The organism is Domibacillus tundrae, assembly GCF_000970675.1.
Taxonomy (GTDB): Bacteria; Bacillota; Bacilli; order Bacillales; family Domibacillaceae; genus Domibacillus; species Domibacillus tundrae.
In genome coordinates this window covers 62,742-75,592 of the sequence record NZ_LAJA01000014.1, presented here as the reverse complement: position 1 = coordinate 75,592, position 12,851 = coordinate 62,742, and the positions used below count along the sequence as shown (strand labels likewise).

Annotated in this window: 18 protein-coding genes and 1 riboswitch; of the genes, 3 read left to right on the top strand and 15 right to left on the bottom strand. The window is 42.1% G+C overall.

What is annotated here, in order from left to right:
* The first annotated feature begins 233 nt into the window (after positions 1–233).
* Positions 234–416, top strand: coding sequence for a hypothetical protein (locus VQ00_RS12165; RefSeq protein WP_046180407.1), 183 nt, complete (start codon positions 234–236; stop codon positions 414–416).
* Between the two features lie 343 nt (positions 417–759).
* Here VQ00_RS12165 and VQ00_RS12160 read toward each other — a convergent pair whose 3' ends face one another.
* Positions 760–1,125, bottom strand: a complete 366-nt coding sequence (locus VQ00_RS12160) for a PilZ domain-containing protein (RefSeq protein WP_046180406.1) — start codon at positions 1,123–1,125, stop codon at positions 760–762.
* 412 nt (positions 1,126–1,537) lie between these two features.
* On the opposite strand from VQ00_RS12160, the gene VQ00_RS12155 reads away from it, so the two are divergent.
* Together VQ00_RS12155 and VQ00_RS12150 are read left to right on the top strand one after the other, a co-directional pair.
* A complete protein-coding gene (locus VQ00_RS12155; RefSeq protein ID WP_046180405.1) occupies positions 1,538–1,726 on the top strand; it encodes a hypothetical protein in 189 nt (62 codons plus the stop codon).
* A 345-nt stretch (positions 1,727–2,071) separates the two neighbouring features.
* Positions 2,072–2,560 (top strand): YhcN/YlaJ family sporulation lipoprotein, encoded by a 489-nt coding sequence (locus tag VQ00_RS12150; RefSeq protein ID WP_046180404.1) that lies wholly within the window; start codon positions 2,072–2,074, stop codon positions 2,558–2,560.
* Positions 2,561–2,616: 56 nt separating this feature from the next.
* Here the strand turns inward: VQ00_RS12150 and VQ00_RS17760 are convergent, their stop codons facing one another.
* From VQ00_RS17760 to VQ00_RS12080, 14 genes are all read right to left on the bottom strand, one after another.
* Positions 2,617–3,477 (bottom strand): peptidoglycan-binding protein, encoded by an 861-nt coding sequence (locus VQ00_RS17760; protein WP_052728515.1) that lies wholly within the window; start codon positions 3,475–3,477, stop codon positions 2,617–2,619.
* Complete coding sequence (locus VQ00_RS12140) at positions 3,474–3,713, bottom strand: phage holin (RefSeq protein WP_046180403.1); 240 nt, start codon at positions 3,711–3,713, stop codon at positions 3,474–3,476. Before VQ00_RS12140 ends, VQ00_RS17760 begins: the two co-directional genes overlap by 4 nt.
* A 1-nt stretch (position 3,714) precedes the next feature.
* Positions 3,715–4,020 (bottom strand): hypothetical protein, encoded by a 306-nt coding sequence (locus tag VQ00_RS12135; RefSeq protein ID WP_046180402.1) that lies wholly within the window; start codon positions 4,018–4,020, stop codon positions 3,715–3,717.
* Positions 4,021–4,178: 158 nt separating this feature from the next.
* Entirely contained in the window at positions 4,179–4,457 is a 279-nt protein-coding gene (locus tag VQ00_RS12130) for a helix-turn-helix domain-containing protein (RefSeq protein ID WP_052728513.1), read from the bottom strand.
* Between the two features lie 170 nt (positions 4,458–4,627).
* Positions 4,628–4,711, bottom strand: a riboswitch (cyclic di-GMP riboswitch).
* A gap of 146 nt (positions 4,712–4,857) precedes the next feature.
* Positions 4,858–5,619, bottom strand: coding sequence for an SH3 domain-containing protein (locus tag VQ00_RS12125; RefSeq protein WP_046180401.1), 762 nt, complete (start codon positions 5,617–5,619; stop codon positions 4,858–4,860).
* Positions 5,620–5,652: 33 nt separating this feature from the next.
* Positions 5,653–6,405 carry an SH3 domain-containing protein gene (locus VQ00_RS12120; protein WP_046180400.1) on the bottom strand — a complete coding sequence of 251 codons (753 nt, stop codon included), beginning with the start codon at positions 6,403–6,405 and terminating at the stop codon, positions 5,653–5,655.
* A gap of 159 nt (positions 6,406–6,564) precedes the next feature.
* Complete coding sequence (locus tag VQ00_RS12115; protein ID WP_046180399.1) at positions 6,565–6,873, bottom strand: hypothetical protein; 309 nt, start codon at positions 6,871–6,873, stop codon at positions 6,565–6,567.
* Positions 6,873–7,064 (bottom strand): hypothetical protein, encoded by a 192-nt coding sequence (locus tag VQ00_RS12110; protein ID WP_046180398.1) that lies wholly within the window; start codon positions 7,062–7,064, stop codon positions 6,873–6,875. The genes VQ00_RS12115 and VQ00_RS12110 overlap by 1 nt, the downstream gene beginning before the upstream one ends.
* Positions 7,064–9,958 carry a hypothetical protein gene (locus VQ00_RS12105; protein ID WP_046180397.1) on the bottom strand — a complete coding sequence of 965 codons (2,895 nt, stop codon included), beginning with the start codon at positions 9,956–9,958 and terminating at the stop codon, positions 7,064–7,066. The genes VQ00_RS12110 and VQ00_RS12105 overlap by 1 nt, the downstream gene beginning before the upstream one ends.
* A gap of 13 nt (positions 9,959–9,971) precedes the next feature.
* Positions 9,972–10,268: a hypothetical protein gene (locus VQ00_RS12100; RefSeq protein ID WP_046180396.1), complete on the bottom strand. Its 297-nt coding sequence runs from the start codon at positions 10,266–10,268 to the stop codon at positions 9,972–9,974.
* Positions 10,268–11,035: a putative phage tail protein gene (locus VQ00_RS17755; protein WP_052728511.1), complete on the bottom strand. Its 768-nt coding sequence runs from the start codon at positions 11,033–11,035 to the stop codon at positions 10,268–10,270. Before VQ00_RS17755 ends, VQ00_RS12100 begins: the two co-directional genes overlap by 1 nt.
* Entirely contained in the window at positions 11,028–12,074 is a 1,047-nt protein-coding gene (locus VQ00_RS12090) for a baseplate J/gp47 family protein (protein ID WP_046180395.1), read from the bottom strand. Before VQ00_RS12090 ends, VQ00_RS17755 begins: the two co-directional genes overlap by 8 nt.
* Positions 12,067–12,507 (bottom strand): DUF2634 domain-containing protein, encoded by a 441-nt coding sequence (locus tag VQ00_RS12085; RefSeq protein ID WP_046180394.1) that lies wholly within the window; start codon positions 12,505–12,507, stop codon positions 12,067–12,069. The genes VQ00_RS12090 and VQ00_RS12085 overlap by 8 nt, the downstream gene beginning before the upstream one ends.
* A 12-nt stretch (positions 12,508–12,519) precedes the next feature.
* Complete coding sequence (locus VQ00_RS12080; RefSeq protein WP_046180393.1) at positions 12,520–12,849, bottom strand: DUF2577 family protein; 330 nt, start codon at positions 12,847–12,849, stop codon at positions 12,520–12,522.
* Positions 12,850–12,851 lie beyond the last annotated feature (2 nt).

Below are 12,851 nucleotides of genomic sequence, written 5' to 3'. Positions count from 1 at the left end.
CGTTACAATATGAATCAACATGAAACAGTAAGCCTTATTAAATAAGGGTTATAGCGCATTTCGCATGATAAAAAAATATCACGAACCAAAAATTTGGTCGGCGGATGGTCGGCAAGTTGTCGGCAACAGTCCTCCTCTTTCACATTTGGTGATCAAGTGGGGAAAAAGCGATAAATCGCAACTTTACTATTACAGAAAAGCCGACTATCTTCTATAGTAAAGGAGTTGATCGCATGCATATAGAAAAAATTAATATGGTATGTCCGTTATGTAATGAAGAAATTGCAGAGAGTGACCATGTGGGCATTACGCAAATAAACAGCATCGTTCATTTATATTGCGGTGCTTGGCCGCGACCAGGCGAGAAGATTATTGATGAGGGATCGTTTAAAAAGATGGCAAAGAAGTATTTATGACTGGCTTCGGCCGGTCTTTTATTTTGAAAGCTAGAACGTTTAATGTTCTTAATACTGTCAGTATAGATGTACAAATATCATAATGGATGATCAAAAATCTTAAAGAATCATTCCCTCAAAACAGCTACATATCAATGTTTCAAAATATCAACTTCAAATCTTAACTAAAAAAACGCCCAAATTAGGGCGGGGAAATGGCGGGGAATTCCTCGCCATTTTTATTTTTGTATTCCTTCTATAGATATGAGCATTCTTAATGTCCTCAGCTTCCCTTCCTCCCAAGTCAAGTACCCTTTCTTTTTCAACAAGTCCAGGAAATAAGTTAAGCTTTAATTTAGTTATATTATTGAACAACTTTTTTTACTGTATGGACTAATGTTGTTAGGGAACCTACTGATTGAATATATCCCATATTAGCGGATACAATCTCAATCCCATAAATAAATTTATTAGTATCTTTTCTTTTCCAAACAAGGGTCCCTACCAGTTGTTTTTTGAGACCGAATACTTCGAACTCCATACACAAGGTCATTTCTTTTGTTATGGGAAATTCCAGATTTGATGAAAAACGCAACCCGTTCAAACTAATATTTTCAATGTTAATTAATGCATTGCGATTAGATATACATTTGTTTCCGAATTTATAAATTTTAACAGTTCCTTGAACTGGGAAGTTTAATTCTTTTCTTTCATCTCTTCGATTTTTCACCAGAAATACCCCCCTTCTCCTTTACAATAGATACACTATAATATACCTAGCTTTAAAAAAATTTCAATATTTTTTATAACCTTTAATTTATAAATATTTTCCGTTGGCAGCTATTAAGTATTTAAGCATGGACTTTTCAGATGAATCATGAAAGCCCCGGTACCTAAGCGAAACTGGGACTTTTTATTATGCAGAAAATAATTATATTTTCCACATAATTTCCAATTACTTATACTAAATAATACACACGAACATATATTCCTATAAGGGAGTTATGTTGGCATGAAAAAATTATACGAAGATCGCGGCATGCTTAAATGACGCGGTCTAATTTTACCCGAACAAATTGATTTATCGTGATTTTACAATTGAAAGATTTTACTGGTACCTTATTCGTAAAGGAGCTGATTGTATGTGGAAGAAAAAAGAAATTGATATTATGTTCTGCCCTCGCTGCCAGGAAGACATACAGGAAACAGATCACGTTGGTATTACTCAGATAAACAGCGTCGTACACCTTTACTGTGGTGCTTGGCCAAGATTAGGCGAACGCATCATTAATGAGGGAACTTTTGAAAAGCTGGCGAAGAAGTATTTGTGACTGGCTGCGGCCGGTCTTTTTTGTGTTAGTTCACCTCTTATTCGGGCAATATAATTTCGAGGTGCAGCTATGAAAAATTCAGAAATGATTTTCCAATATGGAGCTTTAGCAACGGTTTTAGTTATGGTCTGTATTTTTATTTATTGGTTGATTCACGAAAGGAATAAAAAATAATTCATCTAGTTACTGTATGCCCTAAACTAGATTGGGAACACTGTTCGTCAACCCTTTCACCCTGAAGCAGCCATTGTTTATTAACGGCTGCTTCTTTATCAGTCTTATTGCATATAAAGTGATTTATTGGGGATTATATCCTTTGTTAAATGATATAAGGGAGGACTTTCAGTGAAGAAAATATCGATTTATGTGACAGCTTTTATGACCATGCTTTTACTCGCGGCTTGTATGAATAACGATAATAATGCTTCAGACAAAGCGGATAATGCTCCAGTGGAAAACATGTCCACAAATGATCAAAAGGCAGACAATAACACAGATAACGCTGATCAGAATTTAGACTTGGCTGAAAATGCTGCTGACCGTGTGGAAGAACTAGAGGAAGTAGATGGCGCGACAGTGCTTGTAACCGATCATACTGCCTATGCAGCCATTGATCTAAAAAACGGTACCGAAGTAAGTGACGACCTAAAAAATAAAATTCAGGAAAAAGTAAAAGAGGCAGATACTTCTGTCGAAAAAGTGTATGTTTCGGAAGATCCAGATTTCACCACACAATTGAAGGATTATGCTGATCGAATAAAAGCTGGCGAACCAGTTGAGGGATTCTTTGATGAATTTAGTGATGCTGTACGAAGAGTATTTCCAAGTTCCTGATTACAAAATGTTTCAATCATTCCATAAAAATAACCCCGGCATAACCGGGGCTTTTTTTATGCACTTTCATTATATGATTTGATTTTCGGATTTAAGCCGAATTTAGCATTAATAAGCGCCCGTGCTTCTTCAGCGGATTCAAGCGACGTGAACACGCCGGTATATACCCGATTGTCCTTCGCGCCTTTCCGAGCATTGAATCCAAGTTCTTTCGCGGCTGCTTCCGCCGCTTCTGGCGTGCCGAATGTGCCAGTAACAACGCGGAATGTGCCCGGCGTCCCGACAAGCGATTTCTTTTCAAGCAGCTGATCGATCTTATCTAGTGTCGTTTTGCCGGCAATTCCATCGATGACTAGTTCAGTACGGCGTTGTAGGATCATTACGGCATTGGTTGTGCCTTTGCCATAAATGCCATCGATGCCGTTTGTATCCAGTCCAAGCTTTGAAAGGTTTTGCTGCAGGGCAAGTACTTCTTCTTTGCTCATGACATTGATCGGTGTTGCAGCTGCTACAGTCAGTGCTTTGTCGGTTCCGTACCCTTTATAATTGTACTGCAGGTGAGGAGCATCCCAGCCCCACCGGTACCCGGATTCAAAACCGATTTTTTCCGCATATTCAATCGCGGTTAGAAACGGCCGCTTTGCATAGTCCGCTTTCCCCCATAACGGTTTGCCGTCTTTAATCGGAACAAAATCCAGGGCTTGTCCGACAAGATGATACGATTTCATGGTTTCAGAAGCGCCCGATTTAACATTTTCCCGCTGCTTTGCAACGGTCCGGATCGTTTCATAAATCAGTACATCGATTTTATTATCAAGACAATACTGGTACCATTTCATGGCTTGCGCCTTTGTATTTGGTGCTAAATCATCCAGGTTGCCGAGATTCCGTTTATGATAAGTCGGTGTCCAGCTCATTTTAATCCCTCCCTCTTTAGCAACTCTTCATTTCGCCGTGCTTTCCGGGTAATGTTGTTATTTTTCCACCAGGCCCATAGAGAGGCACAAAACGTTAAGAATGAGGTTGTGCCCATTTCAACCATTTCACTGTCAAGTGGCAGCGGTGAATAACCGTTAATCACCAAAAACTGATTTCCCCACATAACAAAAAGAACCACCGTACGAACGATGGTTCCTTTATCAAGGTTTTTCATGTTATTGACCTCCTGTGAGTTGACTTAATGCAAACAGCGCAATCGGCATCATGATTGTGACAACAATGCCAATACCCCATTTGACGGATGTTAAAATATCTGTAATATCCTTCTCGTTTTGCTTGGCAATTTGACGTGCTTCTTTTGCGATATCATCCGTTGCATCTAAAGAAGCTTTTGTTTCTTTGATCTCCGCTTTAATATCCATTACATCTTTTTTTAACTCAAGGGAAGCGTCTAATTTCCCTTCCATTCTGGCCATTGTAATTGCTAACTTTTGCACTTGTTGCTCAAGATTTACGTCCATTGTCTCACCGCCCTAAATTTTATCTATTAAAAAATGCCGCCCGACGGCAGCATGGATTTTGATCACAAAAAAGAGCACCCCGATGGATGCTCTGATGGAATCGATTAATTTTGCTTAACTAAACCGATCTTTCTCTCTTACTAAAATAAATGCAATTCTTATTCTTTATCCACAATAATTAACTTCAAATCCATTGCGCCTAATAATTTTATGATTGTTTTCAAAGTAGGGCTCACTTTCATTGCTTCCAGTCTTCCAATAACTGCTTGATTACATCCTACCATTTCTGCTAGCTCTTCCTGAGTGATTCTTCGTTTCTTTCTTTCGTGAATAAGAGTTTGGATAAATTGTGCTTCCTCTTTTGATAATTTCTTTTCTACAGCAAATTCATCAATTTTTACGACTAACGGTCTCTTTGTTTCATCTTTTACTCTCATTATCTAATTCTCTTTCTCGGGCTATTTCTAACCTTTATAAAATAGGCATCATCGTCATCAATCGTTTTGAAAAACCTAATTCCCACCCACTTTAGCGGTGTCCAGATTTCTTTCATAGAATAGAATGGCATAAAAACGTTCCCCCTGTTAAAAATTGTACGGAGATCGTATTCGAAAACTGGCTGGCATAGTTTTTGGCATTAGCCCCTATAGTTTTGCGTCATCGTTTTTCAACGATTTTGCCTTTTCGTACAATATTTGGGTACAATTCCATTATAAATTACTAACAAGTATTTTTTGAGTTTATTCGTTCGACAAATTCCTACAAGTAATAACATTTTGAGCGACATGGATTTTGATCATAAAAAAGAGCACCCCGATGGATGCTCTTTCATTTTGATTAATTAGTTCGTAATTTTTCTAACTGATAACTATAAGTATAATCATGTTCATGATCACCATCATCTTCTCGTAGAAGCCCATAACCAGGAGCATAATACAATAAACTGCTGTCTGAATCTGGACCGACCTGCACAACCACAACATTGTAAAATACACCAGCTGGAACAGTTAATTTTTTCCCAGTGGCAATAATCTCGGCAGGGAAATCATTATACGACCACTTCGTGCCAGGTTTAATAGGTTTTTTCAGATTTACAAACTTACTTTTATCCCCATAACCGTAATCAAGCACTGAATAGTAGCTATTATTATCTTCAGATTCATAGTAATTATAATATTCAGGATCATCTACAGCTAATCTTTCATAATACAACTTCCAATGATTTGTGCCATTTTTAGATGAAATATATCTAAATTTATCAATCATACCTGTACCGCCACGGTATTCATAAATATATTTAGTATTCATCTTATAGCTGAACTGCAAGCCGCTTGTTGCTACATAAGCTACTTTTTTATTAACACGGACTTCTGACCATCCACCATCCCTGCTGCTATAAACAAGAATACTATTTCCTTTTTTAAACGCTCCTAATTTCTTTGATTTTGCATTTGGCTTTTCGAAAGCAGTTAGGGTTGAAGAGCTTACAGATGCATTGGCTGTAAATGTAGCAGCTTTGGTTGAAGAAGGATTCCCTTGAAAAACTGACGAAAAAGTAAAGCTGAGTACTAAAGTAAAAAATAAAAGTTTGGATTTCAAAGAATCATCTCCTAAGTAGATCTTATTAAAAATTTATTTGTCTTTAATGCTCGCTAACTCACTTCCAAAGTCTCCACGAGTCACAACTTTAATTAGTCCTATTCCCTTAACAAAGGTTAATGTCTGGTAGTTATAATCTACGACAACACAATTCCTGAAAGTGCCTGCTTTGACTGTCACTGTTTCATTTGTTGAGATAATCTCTCTCTTATACCAGTCATCACCAACAGTCCATTTATTACCTTTTTTAACCGGGTATGTTAAATACTTCTCCCACATATCTGCACCATTGAAATAAAGACCTTTACTATCCTCTTTCCACAATTCTTGGTTTACAATTTCACCGTTCCAGATATGATCCCAAACTTCACCGCCCTGGGACTTTGAATTGTATTTTTTTGTAATGTAGCTAATATCAATCTTTTTAGACTCTTTTAATTCATACTCCATATACGTATAGATTTTCTTTGGATCCGGCTTATAGCTATTAGTTGAAACAGTGGTTGACAATTGAAGGCCGCTTGTCGCAACAAATGCAACCTTTTTGTTATAGCGAATTTCAGACCACCCACCTGGCTTAGTACCATATACTTCAACAACGGCTCCTTTTTTTAATATACCTACTTTTTTAGCCTTCGGACTTGGTTTTTCTTTAACATCCAATGTAGATACTGTTACTGTTCCTTTGTTTGTCGCTGCAGCAACATTAATACTAATATAGTTTGATTGAGAACAAAGAATCAGTAATACAGTTGCTAGCATTAACAAAACACGCTTTAATGACATAAAAATCCTCCTTTTAGGTTTTTAGATACATTAAGATATTATCACAAAAATACAAAAGAAGGATTTTTTATTAATTATTTACACTTTAAATCTTAAATTTTTCTTAGATAGAAGTGCCGCCTAAAGGCGACACTAAATTAGAATATAAAAAAATACACCTTATTCTGCAGGTGCTGTTTCTGTTCCATTTTCAATTACAGTTTCATTTGTTGGCTCAGTCGCCGGATTCTCGGTCACTTCTGCCGTTTCTTCTGGCGGATGTTTAATAGCCATAGTCTCCTCATATTCCGGCTGTGTGACGTACTGATTGGCCAGGGAAGCATCAATCTGCAGGTCACTATACGTAACAGCTGCATATTCTTTTACCGGTTGGTGATATTCCAGAGGAACGCCGCCTTCGAATTTTCGGTTTCCGTAAATGTAGACGTTTTGTGCATAGCTTTTTGTCATAAATGATAGGACTGCCATTATACTGCTCCCCCATTCGTCATAAATTCCATAAAGTCTAGCAGCATGGCGCTTGTTTCGGCCTGTTGCTGTTCAATGCGCTGCAGTGTTTTTGAAGCATCCGTCTCATTTTTCAGTTCTGCGACTTCACGCTCAAACTCTTCAGGGCTTTTACCTGTTGCTTCTAACACCCGTTTCAACAATTCATCCATTATAGACCACCCGCTTTCAATCGTTTTAATACGTCATACAAGAGCGTTGCGTGAATGCTCACCATTGTGGCATTGTCGCTTGTTTTGGCGTTTAGATCCTCCACCGCTGACCGGACGTTTTGCGCAAAGGATGTATTAACAGCAAGCGGATTCACGGTGAGCAGCTGGCGGTCATACGCAAGGTATGTGACAGTGTACTCCGCGGCTGGATTGAAGGAGGATTCCGGGATGCTCATTCTAACTCCGTTGCCTGTATCCAAAATCCCTATTGGTAGTACCGGAGCAACAGATGTAATAGGTACACTATTTTCATATAAGCCTAATATTGTTCTAACCTTATTTTTCGCTTTTCCCGCAGCGAATGTCGGGCTGTCTCTATTCACTTCGTACACTTTACTCGGAGCGTTGTATACAGGCGTCACTTTCTCCCGCACAATCGCCCCTGCTGTCACTTCAATTTGAGTTGGGCCATTTGCTACAATGTCACCTTCAACATTGACCGTTTCGACAACCGGTGTTGCTAAAACATAACTCAATTTATACGGCGTGTAATTCGGCGCAAGATTCGCTGATACAAATGCAATTGTGTTTGTTGTCGGGTTCGTCGTGCCATCCACAACACTTTTCCATTGGTCCACCGCTGTATTGGCTGCCGGAATAGAGGAACCGATTACTAAAGCCGTTGACTGTGCAAATGTTCCAGTCGTTGTATTTCCTTGTTTTGTTGCATTTCCGGTTTGAGCAATGTAAATATTTGCGCTTGTCACACCTGGCGGAAACGCTGGTAACGTTATATCGATTTGTTGCCCCGCCGTAGTCGTAATGCTTGTTTCAGGCGACACCATCGTTTCGCCACTTGCTGTTACCCATGTATATTTCACGTAATACGTTCCGGCTGGCAATGTTCCTGCTGTTCCGCTGGCTGCTAAATTAGGCGGCGTTGCTGGATTTACAGCGGCGTATGCTGTTTTTTTCCAACCGTTGAAAAAGGCTTTTGTTTCGTTTGCTGTTGGTGTGTAGTTGTCGCTCCAACCGCTATTTGCATTACTTACGGTAATGTAAACCCTGCCCAAAACGACCCTGCCGCTATCTGCTTTTTCTATATAAGTCGCGTAGTTTGTAGGTTTATTAAGAATGGATCCGTCATATTTCGTGAAAAATCCTTGATAGTCTACCGAGTTAAGAAAAACACCTGTTGATGTATCAACAGATTTGAAACCTGTTGTAGAAGTCGTTGCGGTGAATATCCAATTGAGCGAACTATCCAAAACAACATCCTTTTCAACCGCTTTACGTCTTTTCCAAATCCCATCCTGCTTAAACAGCAAATCTTTCACCGTTCCGATTGCACCTAGTTTTGTTGGTGCTAATAACATCGATGGATTGCGCGGGACGAATGGTTTTGCGACTAAACCAAGCGAAAACATTACATTTGAAAAGACAACATCTGTTTTCCCATTATTAACTATTACCTCTGCATATTTAGTTCCTGTTGGTGCCACGCCGCTAGTATTTAAAGAGCCACCAATTCTATTTTTATTCTTATCGGTAAAATAAAAATAAATCGACGAACCAATAGTATCCTTTACCCCGCTTAATACGTACGCCTGACTTTCGATAATAGGTACATAAAATTGATAATAACGATTCACGGCGTCACTTGAAGGGATTCTGACTTTATAAGATTCCGAAATTTGACCAGTTCCACCCGTGATATCTGCCCATTCGCTAAACGGCGGCAGTAAATTTTCCCCTTCTGCAATAATCGCAAGCCCGTTAATATGCTGTGTTCCTTTTGCAGCCGGATAGCGGCGGCGTACTTCATCCTCGTTCCAATCCACTAGGATTTTGGCGTAATCAGCAGCATCCACTTCATAAAGAGGAATGGACGGTTCGCGGAAATCAGCGCCGGCTTTTAGCTCGATTTCAAGATCAATGTAGTCTGTTGAAACCGAACTCGGCGTCACGCCGTCGCTTGGTTCTGCATAGGCAAGAAGGTGAACAAAAGCATTGGCGTCAATCTCTGCGAAATCACCAGCAACCGCATAAGTAATAGCTAATTTTGCGACACTTGCGGAAGTGTGATTGTTTACTGTTCCGTAATTTGTTTTAGTTGGTCTCCAGTAAGCGAAGGACACCTTGTTTCCGCCGACACTCGAACCAGTCCCGTGAAAATTCGCTGTAATTCTGCTTAAATTATCCTTAATCCATTGCACTTTCCCTGCTACATCCGAACGCGGGATTGTGCCGATATGACGCTCGATTTCTGCAATAAGATCGAATGAAAATAATTGTTGGGCGATACCGCCGCTATTTGTGTAAGAAACAACTGTGTTACTCCCGTCTAAAGCTTGATTTCTTACGTATCCGACTACTCCACTATCACTCGACAATTCCATATCAAATCCATTAGGGGGTAAAAGTGAAGTTGACGCTGTACCGGATTTCCGTTTTGAAACATGCGGATTTTCCAACGTACTGCCGGAAACCTTATCCTCAAAATTCGCAATGCGCGTGATCTGCGGCTGTCCGGATTCACCGGTGAATTTCGCAACCCCTTGGTAAACGGGCGTTCCAGCCCCTACTTTAATTTTTGTTCTTTTCGCTGTTAGTACATAATTTTTCGTGTTGTCTAAAACAGAATTTCCCAAACTCGTTAATGTGCGCCCTTCCACTTCCACATTGACCGGCGCGTTCATGGCTGCATTTAAAACGGTGACGCTCTGGCCAATGGTTTGCGCCTGCCGGTTTGCTCCTTCCAACGCTGCATGAGCATCGGCAACCCCTTGTTCAATGCGGTTCATATTTCCGGCGCTGACCGGCGTTCCAGCTTGCACCACTGCCCCGCCTGCATCAACAATTCGATCTTCCCATAATTTCTTTGTGTACGGCATTTACAAATCCCCCTTACAATTTTTTGAGTGTGTACTTGAATGTGACCAAAAGCCCGTTGGTTTCCGGCTTGATAATATTGTCCGGCTGATCGTCAAACACCTGTCCTTTTTGATCCATCAGCTCAAACTTGGTGATCGTGCCTTTCACGGAATCATCCAAATAGAGCTGAATGGTGATGACGTCACCCGTGAGACTGGACTTGTAGATCGGCGCTGTGGTTTTCACCCCCCCTATCGTGTAACGCCCTTCTTTGATAAAGGCGAACAGCCAGTTTTTCATTTCGTTATGACCGGTTGTCGTAATTGGCATCAATATCCCTCCCTTGTTATGTAATCCCCGCAGATTGGATAAGCCTGCAAGGTAGCGGCATATGCGGCTGTGGCTTCCACTGTTGCTTTGTATTCAGCGTTTCGATTGTTGCCAAGATAAAACAATTCATGCACCACTTGATACGGCTGTGGCACTTGTGTATAGGCGGCTGCGGTTTCGGCGGAAGCAGCATAAGCGGCATTCCCGTTGGCGATATGCACCCCGTCCGCTACTGTATCGCCGGCGTAAAATTCAAACGGGTACATCAGCTTGTCGTAGTCATCGTCAAGCGTGATGGCTTGGTTTCGTTCGATGCCTAGTTCAAAGGTCTTGTGAGCGGGAATGGTTCGGCGGAGCTGCTTGTGTGCATCCCGCAGATCCATTGTGGTTCGGTTCCCATCCACAAAGGAAATCATAAACGTGGATTCTCCCTTGAGAAGTTCGACGGTAGCCGTACCCTGCCGGAACGCATCCGCAATGCTGTGGATCAAGCGGATCGTGAACGGACCGGAGCCGCGCTTTTTCGCTTTGATCATGGAGCGCCGCTGTTCATTCGTCTTGGACACATCCGTTGGGATCTTAAATTCTTTTTCCAAGATCGGCAGGGACCATGTCGCACGGTCAATGAAGGTATTGTCCAGTACATCCGTGATGTGGCTTTCCAGCCGGTCCCATATTTTGCCTTCTACCCGGCACATTTCTTGAAGTTCCGGCGATTCCCGCAGAATCGGGGGAAAGTGATTGAGCATCGTTTGTTCACTAGACACTGAACGTCACCGCCCCCACAATCGGTGATTCGTTTTGAGGGAATGGAATATTCACGGCCAGTCCGTTGACGAGCAGATTGTCGTAATCCACCACGCCGGCTATATCCAAGAGCAAAGCCCCCACTTCTCTGTAACGGATAATCGGGGCGACATCTTCTTGGAAAGTCAACGTTTTTAAATACTCTTTCAAGGCGGCTGTGAAGGCTTCTGTCACCAATGCCGCCGTTGTTTCGGTGGTCAATTCCAATTTCGCTGTCACCGCCACGTTAAACGCCACGGCTGCTTCCACTGTGACAAACGCTCCTGCAGGCGCAGCTCCTTCGCCCATGCCCGGCACTGGATCAATGTAGTGCTGAACCTGTTCCACCAACACGGAAGTCGGCGGGCGGTATTCGGCATCGACAATCACGATGCGGATGGTATCTGCCCCGTTCCAATTCGGGAAAATCCGGACAGCTCCAACACCGCTGACTTCCCGAGCCCATTGCCGGTAATGCGCGACATTTCCACTGGCAGCCGGATCAGTCACTCGTTCTTCATAGCGGATTTTCAGATCTGTATCTTCTTCGGCTTCCTGCCCTAAGACCATGACGTCTCCTAAAACGGCGGTTGTCAGCCCATCAATCGTTTCAAGCGGCAGAAGGACCGTGCCGGTTGGGATCGTATTGCCGATGACGCCCACCGTTTCACATTCCAGTAAAGGAGGATTTTCTTGAATGACGGTGAAATACAGGTCATTCGCAAAGAATCGGCTGTCCAGTGCCGGTGCAACATTGAATGTGCCGGAACGGACCGCAGGCGTAGCGACTTCGGCGACCACATCCATTTCAGCCGTTCGCATTTTCAAATATTCGCCTTCACTGGTTGCCGCAAAGGTAAGCTCCAACACTCGATTCAATGACCGGTATTGTTCCGCTGCCTTGGCCGCTGTTTTGGCATAGGACATATACAGAAGCGATGTCTCGCTTAGATCAAGAACCGGATCGGTATCATCAATCATTTCCTGCAATAAGGTTTCATAGGTATATTGTTCAAACATTCGGTGTTAGCACCTCCTCAAATGCCAGTATTCCGGCGACTGTGTCCACTTGGAAGGCGATTTGAAACGTATCGTCCAGGTATTCGATCTCAAACCCGAACACTCTGCGGATCCGTTCATCATAAATGATCGCTTCCTTGACCACCCGTTCGATCTCCGTCATTTTGTATTCCGGTGTGGTGTCCGGATTGGAAATGACGTCATGCAGCTCATTTCCGGTATCGGCTGAAAAAATCGCATGGGCATAGCGGGTAATATTCAATGCCATCATAATGTGTTGCCGCACGGCTTCAAGCCCCGAAATCAATTCCGAGGTCAGTCGTTTTTTTTCAAAATCAAATCGGTACGTTTTTTGTGCGAGCAGAATGGTTTCCAAAGGGATTTCTTCGGTTTCATCTACTTCTTCAATGCTAATTTCCGGCGATAATGCCATCGTAAGCCCTCCTTATTCCCATTGGATGACACGATCTAAAACATAGTATTTGGCGGCATCTAATCCCTGCAAGGAGACCACCATTAATTCATCGCCTGCTTGCAGTTCATTATGAAAGGTGATGCTGTTATTTGTGCCGTTGATCGTCACCTGTTTGGTGTGTTTGGTCAGCGATTCGGGAATGATAAAATGTTCGCCTTCCATAATCAGCTTGTCATCGTTCATCAAGCGGATTTTCAGATTCGGCGCCGGCGTTACCACATCGGCAGGGATCAACCGGACCGGTCTGTTTGCTTCTCCATTTTCCTGCGCCGCTTTTAAGATCGTGCCAAGCATTGTCATCG

Excerpts from the sequence above, each read along its gene's own strand:
- VQ00_RS12085 (WP_046180394.1), bottom strand. The coding sequence starts at position 12,507 with ATGGCATTATCGCCGGAAATTAGCATTGAAGAAGTAGATGAAACCGAA.
- VQ00_RS12110 (WP_046180398.1), bottom strand. The coding sequence starts at position 7,064 with ATGGATGAATTGTTGAAACGGGTGTTAGAAGCAACAGGTAAAAGCCCT.
- VQ00_RS12080 (WP_046180393.1), bottom strand. The coding sequence starts at position 12,849 with ATGACAATGCTTGGCACGATCTTAAAAGCGGCGCAGGAAAATGGAGAA.
- VQ00_RS12100 (WP_046180396.1), bottom strand. The coding sequence starts at position 10,268 with ATGCCAATTACGACAACCGGTCATAACGAAATGAAAAACTGGCTGTTC.
- VQ00_RS12135 (WP_046180402.1), bottom strand. The coding sequence starts at position 4,020 with ATGGACGTAAATCTTGAGCAACAAGTGCAAAAGTTAGCAATTACAATG.
- VQ00_RS12130 (WP_052728513.1), bottom strand. The coding sequence starts at position 4,457 with ATGAGAGTAAAAGATGAAACAAAGAGACCGTTAGTCGTAAAAATTGAT.
- VQ00_RS12140 (WP_046180403.1), bottom strand. The coding sequence starts at position 3,713 with ATGAAAAACCTTGATAAAGGAACCATCGTTCGTACGGTGGTTCTTTTT.
- VQ00_RS12115 (WP_046180399.1), bottom strand. The coding sequence starts at position 6,873 with ATGGCAGTCCTATCATTTATGACAAAAAGCTATGCACAAAACGTCTAC.
- VQ00_RS17760 (WP_052728515.1), bottom strand. The coding sequence starts at position 3,477 with ATGAGCTGGACACCGACTTATCATAAACGGAATCTCGGCAACCTGGAT.
- VQ00_RS12165 (WP_046180407.1), top strand. The coding sequence starts at position 234 with ATGCATATAGAAAAAATTAATATGGTATGTCCGTTATGTAATGAAGAA.
- VQ00_RS12155 (WP_046180405.1), top strand. The coding sequence starts at position 1,538 with ATGTGGAAGAAAAAAGAAATTGATATTATGTTCTGCCCTCGCTGCCAG.
- VQ00_RS12090 (WP_046180395.1), bottom strand. The coding sequence starts at position 12,074 with ATGTTTGAACAATATACCTATGAAACCTTATTGCAGGAAATGATTGAT.
- VQ00_RS12120 (WP_046180400.1), bottom strand. The coding sequence starts at position 6,405 with ATGTCATTAAAGCGTGTTTTGTTAATGCTAGCAACTGTATTACTGATT.
- VQ00_RS12105 (WP_046180397.1), bottom strand. The coding sequence starts at position 9,958 with ATGCCGTACACAAAGAAATTATGGGAAGATCGAATTGTTGATGCAGGC.